16 protein-coding genes are annotated in these 15,669 nt (G+C 70.1%); 15 read left to right on the top strand and 1 reads right to left on the bottom strand.

Features of this window, described 5'->3' with window-relative positions; genetic code table 11:
- Positions 1-3 precede the first annotated feature (3 nt).
- The 7 genes from aroC (at position 4) to nusB (ending at position 4,890) form a co-directional block, all read left to right on the top strand.
- Positions 4-1,230 carry a chorismate synthase gene (gene aroC / locus BBA86_RS05000; protein ID WP_065570565.1) on the top strand — a complete coding sequence of 409 codons (1,227 nt, stop codon included), beginning with the start codon at positions 4-6 and terminating at the stop codon, positions 1,228-1,230.
- Positions 1,217-1,762, top strand: a complete 546-nt coding sequence (locus BBA86_RS04995) for a shikimate kinase (protein WP_065570564.1) — start codon at positions 1,217-1,219, stop codon at positions 1,760-1,762. The genes aroC and BBA86_RS04995 overlap by 14 nt, the downstream gene beginning before the upstream one ends.
- Positions 1,759-2,838 carry a 3-dehydroquinate synthase gene (gene aroB, locus BBA86_RS04990; protein ID WP_065570563.1) on the top strand — a complete coding sequence of 360 codons (1,080 nt, stop codon included), beginning with the start codon at positions 1,759-1,761 and terminating at the stop codon, positions 2,836-2,838. The genes BBA86_RS04995 and aroB overlap by 4 nt, the downstream gene beginning before the upstream one ends.
- On the top strand, positions 2,835-3,368 hold the full coding sequence (locus BBA86_RS04985; protein WP_065570562.1) for a GNAT family N-acetyltransferase: 534 nt from the start codon (positions 2,835-2,837) through the stop codon (positions 3,366-3,368). The genes aroB and BBA86_RS04985 overlap by 4 nt, the downstream gene beginning before the upstream one ends.
- A 9-nt stretch (positions 3,369-3,377) precedes the next feature.
- A complete protein-coding gene (locus tag BBA86_RS04980; protein WP_065570561.1) occupies positions 3,378-3,824 on the top strand; it encodes a type II 3-dehydroquinate dehydratase in 447 nt (148 codons plus the stop codon).
- A 90-nt stretch (positions 3,825-3,914) separates the two neighbouring features.
- Positions 3,915-4,475 carry an elongation factor P gene (efp, locus tag BBA86_RS04975; RefSeq protein WP_065570560.1) on the top strand — a complete coding sequence of 187 codons (561 nt, stop codon included), beginning with the start codon at positions 3,915-3,917 and terminating at the stop codon, positions 4,473-4,475.
- 7 nt (positions 4,476-4,482) lie between these two features.
- Positions 4,483-4,890 (top strand): transcription antitermination factor NusB, encoded by a 408-nt coding sequence (nusB, locus tag BBA86_RS04970; protein WP_065570559.1) that lies wholly within the window; start codon positions 4,483-4,485, stop codon positions 4,888-4,890.
- 101 nt (positions 4,891-4,991) lie between these two features.
- Here the strand turns inward: nusB and BBA86_RS04965 are convergent, their stop codons facing one another.
- Positions 4,992-5,807: a type IV toxin-antitoxin system AbiEi family antitoxin domain-containing protein gene (locus tag BBA86_RS04965; protein ID WP_065570558.1), complete on the bottom strand. Its 816-nt coding sequence runs from the start codon at positions 5,805-5,807 to the stop codon at positions 4,992-4,994.
- 287 nt (positions 5,808-6,094) lie between these two features.
- Between BBA86_RS04965 and pyrR the strand changes: the two genes are divergently transcribed.
- From pyrR to gmk, 8 genes are read left to right on the top strand one after another with little or no spacing between them, the layout of a single operon-like run.
- Positions 6,095-6,625 (top strand): bifunctional pyr operon transcriptional regulator/uracil phosphoribosyltransferase PyrR, encoded by a 531-nt coding sequence (gene pyrR, locus BBA86_RS04960; protein WP_065570557.1) that lies wholly within the window; start codon positions 6,095-6,097, stop codon positions 6,623-6,625.
- Positions 6,622-7,593 carry an aspartate carbamoyltransferase catalytic subunit gene (locus tag BBA86_RS04955; protein ID WP_065570556.1) on the top strand — a complete coding sequence of 324 codons (972 nt, stop codon included), beginning with the start codon at positions 6,622-6,624 and terminating at the stop codon, positions 7,591-7,593. The genes pyrR and BBA86_RS04955 overlap by 4 nt, the downstream gene beginning before the upstream one ends.
- A complete protein-coding gene (locus tag BBA86_RS04950; RefSeq protein WP_065570555.1) occupies positions 7,590-8,891 on the top strand; it encodes a dihydroorotase in 1,302 nt (433 codons plus the stop codon). Before BBA86_RS04955 ends, BBA86_RS04950 begins: the two co-directional genes overlap by 4 nt.
- Positions 8,888-9,421, top strand: a complete 534-nt coding sequence (locus BBA86_RS04945; protein WP_065570554.1) for a hypothetical protein — start codon at positions 8,888-8,890, stop codon at positions 9,419-9,421. The genes BBA86_RS04950 and BBA86_RS04945 overlap by 4 nt, the downstream gene beginning before the upstream one ends.
- Entirely contained in the window at positions 9,418-10,578 is a 1,161-nt protein-coding gene (gene carA, locus BBA86_RS04940; protein ID WP_065570553.1) for a glutamine-hydrolyzing carbamoyl-phosphate synthase small subunit, read from the top strand. Before BBA86_RS04945 ends, carA begins: the two co-directional genes overlap by 4 nt.
- Complete coding sequence (carB, locus tag BBA86_RS04935) at positions 10,571-13,858, top strand: carbamoyl-phosphate synthase large subunit (RefSeq protein WP_065570552.1); 3,288 nt, start codon at positions 10,571-10,573, stop codon at positions 13,856-13,858. Before carA ends, carB begins: the two co-directional genes overlap by 8 nt.
- Entirely contained in the window at positions 13,855-14,718 is an 864-nt protein-coding gene (gene pyrF / locus BBA86_RS04930; RefSeq protein ID WP_065570551.1) for an orotidine-5'-phosphate decarboxylase, read from the top strand. The genes carB and pyrF overlap by 4 nt, the downstream gene beginning before the upstream one ends.
- Positions 14,711-15,607, top strand: a complete 897-nt coding sequence (gene gmk, locus BBA86_RS04925; RefSeq protein ID WP_065570550.1) for a guanylate kinase — start codon at positions 14,711-14,713, stop codon at positions 15,605-15,607. Before pyrF ends, gmk begins: the two co-directional genes overlap by 8 nt.
- Positions 15,608-15,669: the final 62 nt, after the last annotated feature.

The following is a 15,669-nucleotide window of genomic DNA, read 5'->3' as shown; positions in this document are numbered from 1 at the left end:
GCAATGCTCCGCGTGCTCACCGCCGGCGAATCCCACGGCCCCGAACTCGTCGCCATCATGGAGGGCCTGCCCTCCGGCGTCCCCGTCTCGCTCGACGCGATCCGCGCCGACCTCGCCCGCCGCAAGCTCGGCTACGGCCGCGGCTCGAGGATGAAGTTCGAGGAGGACGAGCTGAACCTCTCGGGCGGCGTCCGCCACGGCCTGTCGCTCGGGAGCCCCATCGCCCTGCGCATCGGCAACACCGAGTGGCCGAAGTGGATCGAGGTCATGAACCCCGAGCCGACGGAGCTGAGCGAGCGCTCCCGCGGGCGCGGAGCCGCCCTCACCCGTCCCCGTCCCGGTCACGCCGACCTCGTCGGCATGCAGAAGTACGACTTCGACGAGGCGCGCCCGATTCTCGAGCGTGCCAGCGCCCGCGAGACCGCGGCGCGTGTCGCGCTCGGCGCGATCGCCCGCGGGTTCTTGTCCCAGCTCGGCATCCGCCTCGTGAGCCACACTCTTTCGATCGGCCCCGTGCGAGTGCCCGAGGGCGCGGAGCTCCCCGAACCCGACGACGTCGACGCTCTCGACGCCGACCCGCTCCGCTGCTTCGACCCTGTCACCTCCGAGCGAATGGTTGCTGAAGTGGATGCAGCCAAGAAGGACGGTGACACCCTCGGCGGCATCGTCGAGGTGCTCGCTTACGGCCTGCCCCCAGGGCTCGGCTCGCACGTGCACTGGGATCGCCGCCTCGACGGCAAGCTCGCCCAGGCCCTCATGAGCATCCAGGCCATCAAGGGCGTCGAGGTCGGTGACGGCTTCGAGACGACGCGGCGCCGCGGCTCGGCGGCTCACGATGAGCTCTTCGCGACCCAGGAGGGCATCTCCCGTGCGTCCGACCGCGCCGGTGGCACCGAGGGCGGGATGTCGACGGGAACGGTGCTCCGCGTCCGGGCCGGGATGAAGCCCATCGCTACCGTCCCGCACGCGCTGCGCACCGTCGACGTCGCGACCGGGGAGACCGCCGCCGCACACCACCAGCGCTCGGACGTCTGCGCGGTTCCCGCTGCCGGCGTCGTCGCCGAGGCGATGGTCGCCATCGTCCTGGCGGAGTCCGTGCTCGAGAAGTTCGGCGGCGACAGCATCCGCGAAACCCGTCGCAACCTCGAGTCCTACCTCGCGGCGATCCCCGAGACGCTGAAGACGACTCCTGCGTCCGAGGCGGCCCTCCTCGCGCATGACCTCGCCTGACGCGCGGGCGATCGTGCTCATCGGTCCCATGGGGGCCGGCAAGACGAGCGTCGGCAAACGGGTCGCGAAGCGACTCGGGCGCACCTTCCGTGACACCGATGCGATGATCGTCCGGGCGCACGGACCCATCGCCGACCTGTTCGCGGCCCACGGCGAACCGTATTTCCGCGCCCTGGAACGGGACGCGGTCTCAGAAGCCCTGCAGAGCAGCGGTGTCGTCTCGCTCGGCGGAGGAGCCGTTCTGGACGAGATGACGCGCGAGCGACTCCGATCGCATCGTGTGGCCCTCCTCACCGTCGCGCCTCGAGTGGTTGCGCGGCGACTGGGAGAAGCGGCGTCCCGCCCACTGCTGTCCGGAGACGACGAGACGCCGCTCCAGCGCTGGGAGCGCATCTACGCCGAACGGCGTCCCGTGTACGAGGCCGTCGCCGATGCGACCTTCGACACCTCGTCGGGGCCGCTCGAGAACATCGTGACCGCCATCGCGGACTGGGCAGCCCCCGCCGCCGACCCTTCGGGAGTCACCCCATGACCCACACCACCATCAGCGTCACCGGCGCCACGCCCTACGACATCCACGTCGGTCGGGGTCTGCTGGCCGGCGTCCGCGACCATCTGGCGCCGACGGTCAAGAAGGTGCTCATCGTCCACACGCCGCGTCTCGGGGCGAAAGCCTCCGACCTGCGGGACATCCTCGTGGCCGACGGCTCGCTCGAGGTGCTGATAGCCGAGATCCCCGATGCCGAGGACGGCAAGCGCATCGAAGTCGCCGCCTTCTGCTGGCAGGTCATGGGCCAGGCCGACTTCACCCGCACCGACGCCGTCATCGGCTTCGGCGGGGGAGCGGTGACCGACCTCGCCGGGTTCGTCGCGGCATCCTGGCTGCGTGGCGTGCAGATCGTGCAGATCCCGACGACCGTCCTCGGCATGGTGGATGCGGCGGTCGGTGGCAAGACCGGGGTGAACACGGCCGAGGGCAAGAACCTCGTCGGCGCCTTCTGGGCGCCGCGATCGGTGATCTGCGACCTCGACGTGCTCGACACCCTGCCGCGCAACGAGATCGTCGCCGGGTTCGCCGAGGTCGTCAAGGCCGGGTTCATCTGGTTCCCCGAGATCCTCGACATCGTCGAGCGCGACCCGGAAGCGTCCGTCGACCCGTCGACGGACGAGTTCCGCCGCTGCATCGAACTGGCGATCGAGATGAAGGCCCGTGTGGTCAGCGAGGACTTCCGCGAGGCGGGCCTTCGCGAAGTTCTCAACTACGGACACACCCTGGGCCACGCGATCGAGCACGCCGAGCGGTACCGCTGGCGCCACGGCGCGGCGATCTCGATCGGCATGATGTACGTCGCCGAGCTGTCGCGGCTGGCCGGTCGGCTCTCGGACGAGGACGTCGCCCGCCACCGCCGCATCTTCGACCTCCTCGGCCTTCCCACGACCTATCGGATGGACGGCTGGCAGCACCTGCTGGGGGTCATGCAGCGCGACAAGAAGGCGCGTGCGGGCATGCTCCGCTTCATCGTGCTCGACGCGATCGGCAAGCCCACCGTCATGCAGGCGCCCGACGAGTCGCTGCTGTTCGCGGCGTACCAGGAGATCGCAGGGTGACGGATGCCGCGGTCCGCCGCGTGCGCCTGCACGAGTGGCGTGAGGGCCGCGACCTGCGCGTGAGCGCCGTGAGCGATCCTGCGGCCGCCATCGCGTTCCTGACCACGCGGGAGCAGGAACTCGCGCGGAGCGACGCGCACTGGCAGACGCGGACCGCGGATGCCGCCCTCGGCGAGAACGCCGCGCAGTTCGTCGCGATCGCGGAGGATCGGTGGGTCGGCTCCGCGACTGTTCTGCTGCGTGAGGCGGGCGCGGCGGACGCGTTGGGGCGGGCTGTCGGCGCAGCGCGTGCGGAGGTGGTGGGCGTCTTCGTCGAGCCCGACCACCGTGGACGGGGAATCCTCGCGGAGCTCATCGCTGCGGCATCCGACTGGGCAGAAGCCGCAGGCGCTGACGGACTGACCCTCGACGTCCACGTCGACAACGCTCGCGCGCAGGCGGCCTACCGCCGGCTCGGCTTCGTCGGCACGGGACTCGCGCTGGACACCGAGGTCGGACGTGAGATCCAGATGCATCGGCCGTCCCAGTAGGGTCGTCTCGTGCCGAAACCCCGCCGCCTGCTGCTCGTCAACGGACCGAATCTGAACCTGCTCGGCATCCGGGAACCGGACGTCTACGGCCACGAGACGCTCGCTGACGTCGAGCGTCTCGTCGAACGCACCGCCGCGGAGTCCGGGTACGAGGTGCGTGCGGTGCAGAGCAACCACGAGGGCGTCCTGATCGATGCGATCCACGCCGCGCGCACCGACTGCGCCGGGATCGTCATCAACCCTGGCGGGCTCACCCACACTTCGGTGATCCTCCGCGATGCTCTCTCGGGGGTCGCGCTCCCGGTCGCCGAGGTGCACATCTCCGATGTCATGGCGCGCGAACCCTTCCGTCACCACTCCTATGTCGCCGACGTCGCCGTCGTCCACGTGGTGGGCCGCGGGGTCCTCGGCTACGCGCAGGCGACCAGCGAATTGATCGCGACGCTCGCGGGCTGACCGGTTCCCGGGGCGGATGCCGCGGCATCCCGTAGAATCGATCGTCGGCCGCTCCGGCCCCGAACTCATCGAACGGAAAATCGCACTCTCATGGCATCCACTGCAGACATCAAGAACGGCGTCGTCCTGTCCATCGACGGACAGCTCTGGAACGTCGTCGAGTTCCAGCACGTGAAGCCCGGCAAGGGTGGCGCCTTCGTCCGCACGAAGCTCAAGAACGTCGTCTCCGGCAAGGTCGTCGACCGCACATACAACGCGGGCGCGAAGATCGAGATCGAGAACGTCGACCGCCGCGACTTCACCTACCTGTACAACGACGGCGACAGCTACGTCTTCATGGACGTCGCCGACTACGACCAGCTCAACGTCTCGGCCACCGTCGTCGGGGACGCCGCCAACTACCTGCTCGAGAACCAGCAGGTGCAGATCGCGCTGAACAACGGCAACCCGCTGTACGTCGAGATGCCGGCCTCGGTCGTCCTCGAGATCACCTACACGGAGCCGGGCCTGCAGGGCGACCGCTCGTCGGCCGGCACCAAGTCCGCCACGCTCGAGACCGGCTACGAGATCCAGGTTCCGCTCTTCGTCGAGCAGGGCACCAAGGTCAAGGTCGACACGCGCACCGGGGACTACCTCGGCCGCGTGAACTGACCGCCTGATGAGCGCTCGGAGCAAGGCGCGCAAGCGCGCCCTCGACATCCTCTACCAGGCCGACATCCGCGGCGACGACCTCGGGGTCACCCTCGCCGCCGAGGCGAAGCGCGCCGCGAACGAACCGGCGCGTGAAGCCTCGTGGCTGTACGCACGCGAGATCGTCGACGGCGTGATCGACGCGCAGAGCGAGATCGACGAGCAGATCGTCACGCACGCGCGTGACTGGAAGCTCGAGCGGATGCCGGCGGTCGACCGTGCGATCCTCCGCATGGGCGTCTGGGAGATCCTCCACAACGATCAGGTCCCCACCGCCGTCGCCATCGACGAGGCTGTCGAGCTCGCCAAGGAGTTCTCGACCGACGACTCCGGCTCGTTCGTGCACGCGGTGCTCGCCCGCATCGCTCGCTCCTGACCCGAGGCGTGGGCTGCGCTCACGCGGAGATCTGCGCTCCCGAGGACGATCGCGTACGATGCCGTCCGCTGGAACGCAGATCTCCGCTGAACCGCTGATCCTCATGAGAGGTGCAGCCCCTGCGCCAGGGCGCGCAGGATGCGGTCTTGGACCTCCGGCCACCGATGCATCACGTCGGCGTAGCCGACCCGGATGACCGTGTAGCCGCGCAGGGTCAGCAACGCGTCATGGGTGTTGTCGGCGTCGCGCTGCGCGCCGACATGATGACCCCCATCGATCTGCAAGACGAGCCTCTCGCCGATGAGGAAGTCGACTCGGTGGCCGAGCAGGTGGACCTGCGGGTGGACGGCGGCAGGAATCCATCGGAGTCGCACGAAGACGAACGTCTCGAGTCCGGAGTCGAGATGTGCACACGCGTCTGCGAGCACGCGCCGCGCCGCCGGGCGGAGATCGAACCTCCGCATGACCTCGCCGGATGCCAGGCCCTGCCGGAACGCGGAGTCCCAGACGGCGAGCGCCTGCTCGAACGGGCGGCACTCGGCCACGATCGCCAGGACGTTCTCGACGGGGTCCTCGAGGGACCCCGGGATGCGTGCGATCAGGGGCGTGCTCCAATGCACCCGCGCGTGAGGGGCTGAGATCGAGCCGGATGCCGCCGGCGCACCCACGTGCGCCCGGCTGCCGTCGTCGTTCACGCTCCAGAGACCGAGGCGTCGCGCCTGCGTCACGCAGGTGAGGACGACGCCCGCGCGCGCCGCGCTCCGCAGGAGCGGATCCGCCTCGGGCACGGCGACCCATCCGCGACGCGGCCGTTCGAGTCCTGCGGCACCGATGCGATGGCGCGAGTAGCCGGCATCCCTCAGATCTGCAGTCCGCACCACTCCGCCGTGACGCCGCACCCACTCCCGCACGTCCATGCGTTCAGCGTGGCTCGCCCGCAGGTCGGCACCACGACCGCGGGCGACCTTGTGGGGAGGGTGGCCATCCGCTCGGGCTGTGGAGACGTCTCGCGCCGGCGCTCGAGCGGAGATACCGTTTCCCGCGGACGGTCGGCCCGCGATCCGTCCCCGGGAAGGCGGATGTCCGCGGGAAGGACGGCCGGACAGGGCGAGCGGATGCCGCGGCTCACCGCGCGGCCCCGCTAGAGTGGTCTCGTACAAGCAACCTTTAACACCGTCCTGTGAGGCGGAGAAGGGAGCGGCGGATGACTTCGCGCATCGTCTTGCACGACGCTGACATCGCCCGCGCACTCACGCGCATCTCTCACGAGATCCTCGAGTCGAACAAGGGCCCCGACGGGCTCGTGCTCCTCGGGATCCCCACTCGCGGCGTCACCCTCGCCGAACGCATCGCCGCGCTCATCGCCTCGTTCACGGGCGTGACGGTCCCGGTCGGATCGCTCGACGTCACGATGTACCGCGACGACCTGCACCGCAATCCCACGCGTACGCCGCGTCCGACCGAGATCCCGGCCGGCGGCATCGACGCGAAGACCGTGGTCCTCGTCGACGACGTGCTGTTCTCGGGCCGCTCCATCCGTGCGGCGCTCGACGCGCTGCAGGACATCGGCCGGCCCGCGGTCGTCCGTCTCGCGATCCTCGTCGACCGCGGCCACCGCGAACTCCCCATCCGGCCCGACTTCGTCGGGAAGAACCTGCCGAGCTCGCGGGAGGAGCGCGTCAACGTGCGCCTCGCCGACGTCGACGGCGCCGAGGAGGTGACGATCGCGTCATGAGACACCTCCTCGACACCCGGACGCTCGCCCGCGAGGACGCGCTCCGCATCCTCGACGTCGCCGAGGACATGCGCGACACGCAGTCGCGCGAGGTCAAGAAGCTGCCGACCCTGCGCGGCAAGACCGTCGTCAACCTCTTCTTCGAGGACTCGACGCGCACCCGCATCTCGTTCGAGGCAGCCGCCAAGCGGCTCTCCGCCGACGTCATCAACTTCTCCGCGAAGGGCTCTTCGGTGTCGAAGGGGGAGTCCCTCCAGGACACGGCGCAGACTCTGCAGGCCATGGGCGCCGATGCGGTCGTCATCCGCCACGGCGCCTCGGGTGCCCCGCACACCCTCGCCACGAGCGGGTGGATCTCGGCGGGTGTCCTCAACGCGGGCGACGGCACGCACGAGCACCCCACGCAGGCTCTGCTGGACGCGTTCACCATCCGCAAGCGCGTCTTCGGCGACGACAGTCGGGGCCGCGACCTCGCGGGGCTCCACGTCGCGATCGTCGGCGACATCCTGCACTCGCGCGTCGCGCGGTCGAACGTCTGGCTGCTGACGACGCTCGGGGCCCGGGTCACCCTGGTGGCACCTCCGACGCTCGTCCCGCAGGACGTCTCGGCCTGGCCGGTGACGATCTCCTACGACCTCGACCAGGCCATCGCCTCCGCGCCGGACGCCGTCATGATGCTCCGCATCCAGCTGGAGCGGATGAATGCGGCCTATTTCCCCACTGAACGGGAGTATTCACGCCGCTGGGGCTTGGATGCCGCGCGGATGGGATCTCTTCCGACCGCTAGCATTGTCATGCACCCCGGACCCATGAACCGGGGTCTGGAGATCTCCGCCGACGCCGCCGATTCACCACGATCGACCGTGCTCGAGCAGGTCGCGAACGGTGTCTCGGTCCGCATGGCGGCGCTCTACCTGCTCCTGGCGGGGGAGCGACCCACCACCCACCCACAGGAGGAGGCCCGATGAGCGAGAGCATCCTCATCCGCGGGGCGCGGATCGACGGCGGCATCGCCGCGGACATCCTGATCCGAGACGGTGTCATCGCCGAGCTCGGCACGGGCCTCAGCGAGAACGGCGCACGGACGGTGGATGCCGACGGCCTGATCGCGCTGCCCGGCCTGGTCGATCTGCACACCCACCTCCGCGAACCCGGTTACGAGGCGTCCGAGACGATCCTGTCGGGCTCGCGCGCCGCCGCCGCCGGCGGCTACACGACGGTGTTCGCGATGCCGAACACGTCGCCGGTAGCCGACACCGCGGGCGTCGTCGAGCAGGAGCTCGCCCTGGGCGAGGCCGCGGGCTACGCCCACGTCCAGCCGATCGGCGCCGTCACCGTCGGGCAGAAGGGCGAGCGGCTCGCCGAGCTCGGCGCGATGGCCTCGTCGCGCGCCCGCGTCCGCGTCTTCAGCGACGACGGCTTCTGCGTCTTCGACCCGCTCATCATGCGCCGCGCACTTGAGTACGTGAAGTCCTTCGACGGCGTCGTCGCGCAGCACGCGCAGGACCCGCGGCTGACCGAGGGCGCTCAGATGAACGAGGGCACCGTCTCGGCCGAGCTCGGTCTCACCGGCTGGCCCGCCGTCGCAGAGGAGTCGATCATCGCGCGCGACGTGCTCCTCGCCGAGCACGTCGGCTCCCGGCTGCACGTCTGCCACCTCTCCACCGCGGGGTCCGTCGATCTCATCCGGTGGGCGAAGAAGCGCGGAATCAACGTCACCGCCGAGGTCACGCCGCATCACCTCCTGCTGACGGAGGACCTCGTCCGAGGGTACGACCCGCTCTTCAAGGTCAACCCGCCCCTGCGCCGCGACGAGGACGTACGTGCGGTCCGTGAAGGACTCGCCGACGGCACGATCGACATCGTCGCGACCGATCACGCCCCGCACCCGGCCGAAGCGAAGAGCTGCGAATGGCAGGCCGCCGCGAACGGGATGGTCGGACTCGAGTCCGCCCTCCGCGTCGTGCACGCCGCGATGGTCGAGACGGGCCTGCTCGAGTGGTCCGACGTCGTCCGCGTCATGTCGACTGCTCCTGCCCGCATCGGCCGACTCGCGGATGCCGGTACCCCGATCGCGGTCGGCGCCCCGGCATCCCTCACCCTCTACGACCCGGCACCGGTCCGCGCGTTCAGCACGGCCGACCTCAGGGGAGGCAGTGTGAACTCGCCCTACCTCGGGCGGGACCTGCCGGGCGAGGTCCGGGCGACGTTCTTCCGCGGCCGGCAGACGGTCGCCGAGGGCGCCGTCGTCGAGGTCCTCTCGTGACCCGCGAGGCCGCTGTCCTCGTCATGGCGGCGGTCGCGGTCCTGCTGATCGTGATCGGTCTCCTCGCGTGGCGACGACGATCCAGGCGGGATGCGGGCCTGACCGCCCCGGTCGCCGACGTTCCCGAGGGCGCCGTCACGAGCCTCCGCTCGGAGGGCCTGTACGTCGCGACCACGCGTCACGACGACGCGCTCGAACGGCTCGCGATCCGCGGGCTCGCCTTCCGGTCCCGGGTCGACGTCACCGTCACCGACACCGGCGTGGCCCTCGACCTGACCGGTCAGCCGCGGATCTTCCTCGCGGCCGCCGCTCTCGTCTCGGTGGGTCAGGCGACGGTCGCGATCGACCGGGTGGTCGAGCGCGACGGCCTCGTCCGTCTCGCGTGGACCACCCCGGAGGGCACGGTCGTCGACAGCTACCTCCGCCCGCAGGACCTCTCGGCGCGGTCACTCACCGACGCGATCAGCCGGGTCCTCCCCGCCACCTCTTCTCCCACCTCTCCCCAGCAGACTCCCGGAAGCGACGCATGAGCATTCAGAGATTCCAAGCTCCCGAACCCGCCGTCCTCGTCCTCGAGGACGGCTCCCGACACCCGGGCCACGCCTACGGCGCCCGCGGTACGACCCTCGGCGAAGTCGTCTTCGCGACGGCGATGACCGGTTACCAGGAGACGATCACCGACCCGTCGTACGCGGGTCAGATCGTCCTGCAGACCGCACCCCACATCGGCAACACCGGCATGAACGGCGAGGACCATGAGTCCCGCCGCATCTGGGTCGCCGGCTACATCGTCCGCGACCCCTCGCGCATCGTCTCCAACTGGCGAGCCGACCACTCCCTCGAGGACGCCCTCGTCCGCGACGGTATCGTCGGGATCAGCGGCGTCGATACCCGCGCCGTCACGCGAGTGCTGCGCTCGGCCGGTTCGATGCGCGGCGGCGTCTTCTCAGGGGATGCCGCGGGGCTCACCGACGACGAGCAGCTGCGCATCGTGCGCGAAGCCCCGGAGATGACCGGACAGAACCTGTCGGCTGATGTCTCGGTTCCCGCCGCCCAGGTGACCCCCGCTGTCGGCGAGAAGATCGGCAACCTCGCGATCCTCGACCTCGGGGTGAAGCAGGCCACCGTGAACAACCTCGCCGCTCGCGGCTTCGAGGTCCACGTCCTCCCGCAGACGATCTCGTTCGCCGACATCCAGGCGGTCGACCCCGCCGCGGTCTTCTACTCGAACGGACCCGGCGACCCCGCGGCATCCGATCGTCATGTCGCGCTCCTGCGCGAGGTGCTCGACGCCCGGCTGCCCTTCTTCGGGATCTGCTTCGGCAACCAGCTGTTCGGGCGGGCCCTGGGCTTCGGCACCTACAAACTGCCGTTCGGCCACCGCGGCATCAACCAGCCGGTCCTCGACAAGACCACGGGCCGGGTCGAGATCACCGCCCATAACCACGGGTTCGCCGTCGACGCGCCCATCGAAGGCGTCATCGACAGCCCGAACGGCTACGGCCGCGTCGAGGTCAGCCATGTCGGCCTCAACGACGACGTGGTCGAGGGGCTTCGCGCCCTCGACCTCCCGGCGTTCAGCGTGCAGTACCACCCCGAGGCCGCCGCCGGCCCGCACGACGCCAACTACCTGTTCGACCGCTTCCGCGACCTCGTGGTCGCCACTCAGGAGACGAAGAATGCCTAAGCGCGACGACATCCAGAGCGTCCTCGTCATCGGATCGGGCCCGATCGTCATCGGTCAGGCCTGCGAGTTCGACTACTCCGGCACCCAGGCGTGCCGGGTCCTCCGTGAGGAGGGCGTGCGCGTCATCCTCGTGAACTCGAACCCCGCGACGATCATGACCGACCCCGACTTCGCCGACGCGACGTACGTCGAGCCGATCACCCCCGAGGTCATCGAGACGATCATCGCCAAGGAGAAGCCCGACGCGATCCTGCCGACCCTCGGCGGCCAGACCGCGCTCAACGCGGCCATGGCACTGCACGACCGCGGCATCCTCGAGAAGTACGGCGTCGAGCTCATCGGTGCCAAGGTCGACGCGATCCGCAAGGGCGAGGACCGTCAGGTCTTCAAGGAGCTCGTCCTCGAGTCCGGTGCGGACGTCGCGCGCAGCGTCATCGCCCACACGATGGACGACCTCCTGGCCGGCGCGGAGGAGCTCGGCTACCCGCTCGTCGTCCGCCCCTCGTTCACGATGGGGGGCCTCGGATCGGGCTTCGCCTACAACGAGGAGGACCTCCGCCGCATCGGCGGCGCGGGCCTTCGCGACTCGCCCACGACCGAGGTACTCCTCGAGGAGTCGATCCTCGGGTGGAAGGAGTACGAGCTCGAGCTCATGCGCGACACCGCCGACAACACGGTCGTCGTCTGCTCCATCGAGAACGTCGACCCGGTCGGCGTCCACACCGGTGACTCGATCACCGTCGCCCCTGCATTGACGCTGACGGACCGCGAGTACCAGAAGCTCCGTGACATCGGCATCGACATCATCCGCGCCGTCGGCGTCGACACCGGTGGCTGCAACATCCAGTTCGCCGTCGACCCGGCGACCGGCCGCATCATCGTCATCGAGATGAACCCGCGCGTCTCGCGCTCGTCGGCCCTCGCCTCGAAGGCGACCGGTTTCCCGATCGCGAAGCTCGCCGCGAAGCTCGCCATCGGGTACCGGCTCGACGAGGTGCCCAACGACATCACGAAGGCGACGCCGGCGAGCTTCGAGCCGACGCTCGACTACGTCGTGGTGAAGGTGCCCCGCTTCAACTTCGAGAAGTTCCCCGCCGCCGACACGACGCTCACGACCACCATGAAGTCGGTCGGTGAGGCCATGGCGATCGGCCGCAATTACACGACCGCCCTCCAGAAGGCGCTCCGCTCGCTCGAGAAGCGCGGCTCCAGCTTCCATTGGGGGCCCGAGGAGCGCTCGATGGAGGAGCTCCTCGAGATCTCGAAGACGCCCACCGACGGCCGCATCGTCGTGCTGCAGCAGGCGCTCCGCCAGGGCGCCACCCTGGAGCAGGCGTTCGACGCCACCGCGATCGACCCCTGGTTCCTCGACCAGATGATCCTCATCAACGAGGTCGCCGAGTACATCCGCGAGGCGGACGATCTGACCGAGGACGTCCTGCGCCTCGCGAAGGACCACGGCTTCAGCGACGCGCAGATCGCGGAGCTCCGCGGCCTCGGCGAGGCGGACGTGCGCGGCATCCGTCACGGCTTCGGCCTCCGCCCCGTCTACAAGACGGTCGACACGTGCGCGGGGGAGTTCCCCGCGCTGACGCCGTACCACTACTCCTCGTACGACCGCGAGACCGAGGTCACCCCCAGCGAAGGCCGCAAGGTCGTCATCATCGGCTCGGGTCCCAACCGCATCGGTCAGGGCGTCGAGTTCGACTACTCCTGCGTGCACGCCTCGTTCGCGCTGTCGGATGCCGGTTTCGAGACCATCATGGTCAACTGCAACCCCGAGACCGTCTCGACCGACTACGACACGAGCGACCGGCTGTATTTCGAGCCGCTGACGCTGGAGGACGTCCTCGAGGTGCTCCACGCCGAGGCGCAGTCCGGCGAGATCGTCGGCGTCGTCTGCCAGCTCGGCGGCCAGACGCCGCTCGGCCTCGCGAAGGGGATCGAGGCCGCCGGCTACACGATCCTCGGGACGAAGCCCGCCGCGATCGACATCGCCGAGGAGCGGGAGCTCTTCTCGCAGTTGCTCGACCGCGCGGGCCTCACCGCCCCCCGCCACGGCACCGCGACCGACGAGGCGGGTGCGATCGCTATCGCCGAGGAGATCGGCTATCCCGTGCTCGTGCGGCCGAGCTTCGTGCTCGGCGGTCGCGGCATGGAGATCGTCTACGACACCGAGAGCCTTCGCGACTACTTCGTGCGCATCGCCGACCAGGCGATCATCCGCGAGGACGCGCCGCTTCTGGTCGACCGCTTCCTCGACGACGCGGTGGAGATCGACGTCGACGCGCTCTTCGACGGCGAGCAGCTCTACATCGGCGGCGTCATGGAGCACCTCGAAGAAGCCGGCATCCACTCCGGCGACTCGTCGTGCACCCTGCCGCCCATGTCGCTCGGCCGCGGCGAGATCGACCGCGTGCGCGTCGCCACCCACGCCATCGCGGAGGGCGTCGGTGTGCGGGGCCTCCTGAACGTCCAGTTCGCCGTGTCGGCCGGGGTCCTCTACGTCATCGAGGCCAACCCGCGCGCGTCGCGCACGGTGCCCTTCGTCTCGAAGGCGCTCGGCATCCCGATGGCCAAGGCCGCCAGCCGCATCATGGCCGGCGCCTCGATCGCCGAACTCATCGCCGAGGGTCTCCTGCCGGAGCAGGACGGATCGCGGGTGCCGCTCGACGCCCCGGTCGCCGTCAAGGAGGCCGTGCTGCCGTTCAAGCGGTTCCGCACCGCCGACGGCCGCACCGTCGACTCGGTCCTCGGGCCCGAGATGCGCTCGACGGGCGAGGTCATGGGTATCGACCGCGACTTCCCGACGGCGTTCGCGAAGAGCCAGGCCGCGGCCTACGGCGGGATGCCGACCTCGGGCACCGTGTTCCTCTCCGTGGCCGACGACGACAAGCGCGCCGTCATCCTGCCTGCCCACCGCCTGCAGGAGCTCGGCTACACACTCATCGCGACGGAGGGCACGGCGGAGATCCTGGCGCGCAACGGCATCCGGGTCGAAGTCGTCTCCAAGTACTCCGAAACGCAGGAATCCGGTGAGTCGAACGTCGTCGACCTCATCAACGCCGGCGAGATCGACATCGTCGTGAACACCCCGTCGGGCGGCATCGCCCGCGCTGACGGCTACGAGATCCGCGCTGCCGCGGTGGCCGCCGACAAGGCGCTGTTCACCACGATGGCCGTGCTCGGCGCCGCGGTGTCCGCGATGCCGGTCCTCCGCGAGGGCTTCGCCGTTCGGAGCCTGCAGGAGTACGCCGCCGACCGGAAGGCGGCGGTGTGACCTCATTCGGTTCACGGCTGGCTGCGGCGGTCGACGCCTGCGGCCCGCTGTGCGTCGGTATCGACCCCCACGCGTCGCTCCTCGACGCGTGGGGGCTTCCGGCATCCGCTGCGGGTGTCCGTGACTTCGGCCTCCGGGTGGTGGATGCTGCTCGCACCCGTGTCGGTGTCGTCAAGCCGCAGGTGGCGTTCTTCGAGCGCTACGGCTCCGCGGGCTACGCCGCGCTCGAAGAGGTCATCCGGGCGGCCCGAGCGGCAGGGCTCGTGGTGATCGCCGACGCCAAGCGCGGCGACATCGGGACGACGATGGACGGCTACGCCGAGGCCTGGCTCGCTGCGGGATCCCCGCTCGAATCGGATGCGGTGACCGTGAGTCCGTACCTCGGACCGGACTCGCTGCGCGGCACGATCGCGACCGCCGTCCGCGAGGGCAAGGGCGTCTACGTCCTCGCCGCGACCAGCAACCCCGAGGCCGCGGGCCTGCAGTCGGCCGAGCTCACGACGGTCGATGCCGAGCGCGGCCAGACGGTCGCGGACTGGGTCGCCCAGCGCGCCGGGTCGGCGAACGCTTCCGCCGTGGTCGGAGATGACCGTTTCGGCCCGGTCGGCTTCGTCGTCGGGGCTACAGTGGAGCGCGCAGATCTGGGACTGACGGATGCCTCGTTGCACCGCGCGTCCCTGCTCGCCCCCGGATTCGGAGCGCAGGGTGCCCGCCTTCGCGACATCTCCGAGCGCTTCGGGGCCCTGGCCCCCCAGGTCCTCGCCAGCGCCAGCCGCAGCATCCTCGGCGCCGGTCCCGACGGGATCGCCGCCGCCATCGACACCCACAACTCCGAACTCCAGGACGCCCGAGATGCCTGACTCCCGCACCCCTCCCGAGGTCGACCGCGCCGCCGCGTCGCGTCGCGCCGTAGCCGCGCGCCGTGAACGCGCGGCTCTCAAACGCGACGTGTCGACCCGCGTCATAAGCCCGCAGGACCTGCTGCGACGCGCGTGGGCCGAGCCGCAGTCCGCGGCCGCCGCTATGCGGGTGACGGAGTTCCTCACCGCGATCCCGGCCATCGGCGAGGGCAAACGCGACCGCATCCTGGCGGACCTCCAGATCGCCCCCGTGAAGAAGATCGGCGGCCTCGGCATCCGACAGCGCCAGGTGCTGCAGGACTACCTGGACCGTCGGCTGCCGGAGCCGCGTGCCCGTGAGGCTCGCAGTCGTCTGATCGTGCTCGCCGGTCCGACCGCGGTCGGCAAGGGAACCGTCGCGGCGCACATCAAGGAGCACCACCCCGAGATCCTCCTCTCTGTGTCCGCGACGACGCGACCACCGCGTCCCGGCGAGGTCGAGGGCGAGCACTACTACTTCGTCGACGACACGGGGTTCGATCGGATGGTTGCAGACGGCGACCTCCTCGAGTACGCGACGGTGCACAACGCCTACCGCTACGGCACGCCGCGTCGCCCGATCGACGCCGCCCTCGCCGAGGGACGGACGGTCCTCCTCGAGATCGATCTGCAGGGCGCCCGCCAGGTGCGCGCCGCCGCTCCCGACGCGACGCTGGTCTTCCTCCTGCCGCCCAGCTGGGACGAGCTGGTGAACCGGCTCGTCGGGCGGGGGACCGAGGGCGAGGAGGAGCGTGCGCGCCGTCTGAAGACCGCGCGCGTCGAGCTCGCCTCGCAGGGCGAGTTCGACTACCGCGTCGTGAACGACGACGTCGCGCGTGCCGCGGCGGAGATCGCGCGACTCGCGCACTGAGGCCGGCCGGCGGACTTCGGGCACCGCTTCGTTTCACATCGTTACGCCCCGATGCGGGCGGC

Source organism: Microbacterium oleivorans, assembly GCF_001691565.1.
GTDB classification, from domain to species: domain Bacteria; phylum Actinomycetota; class Actinomycetes; order Actinomycetales; family Microbacteriaceae; genus Microbacterium; species Microbacterium oleivorans_B.
Note: the sequence above shows the minus strand (reverse complement) of the source record. Positions and strands in the feature narration are given on the sequence as shown.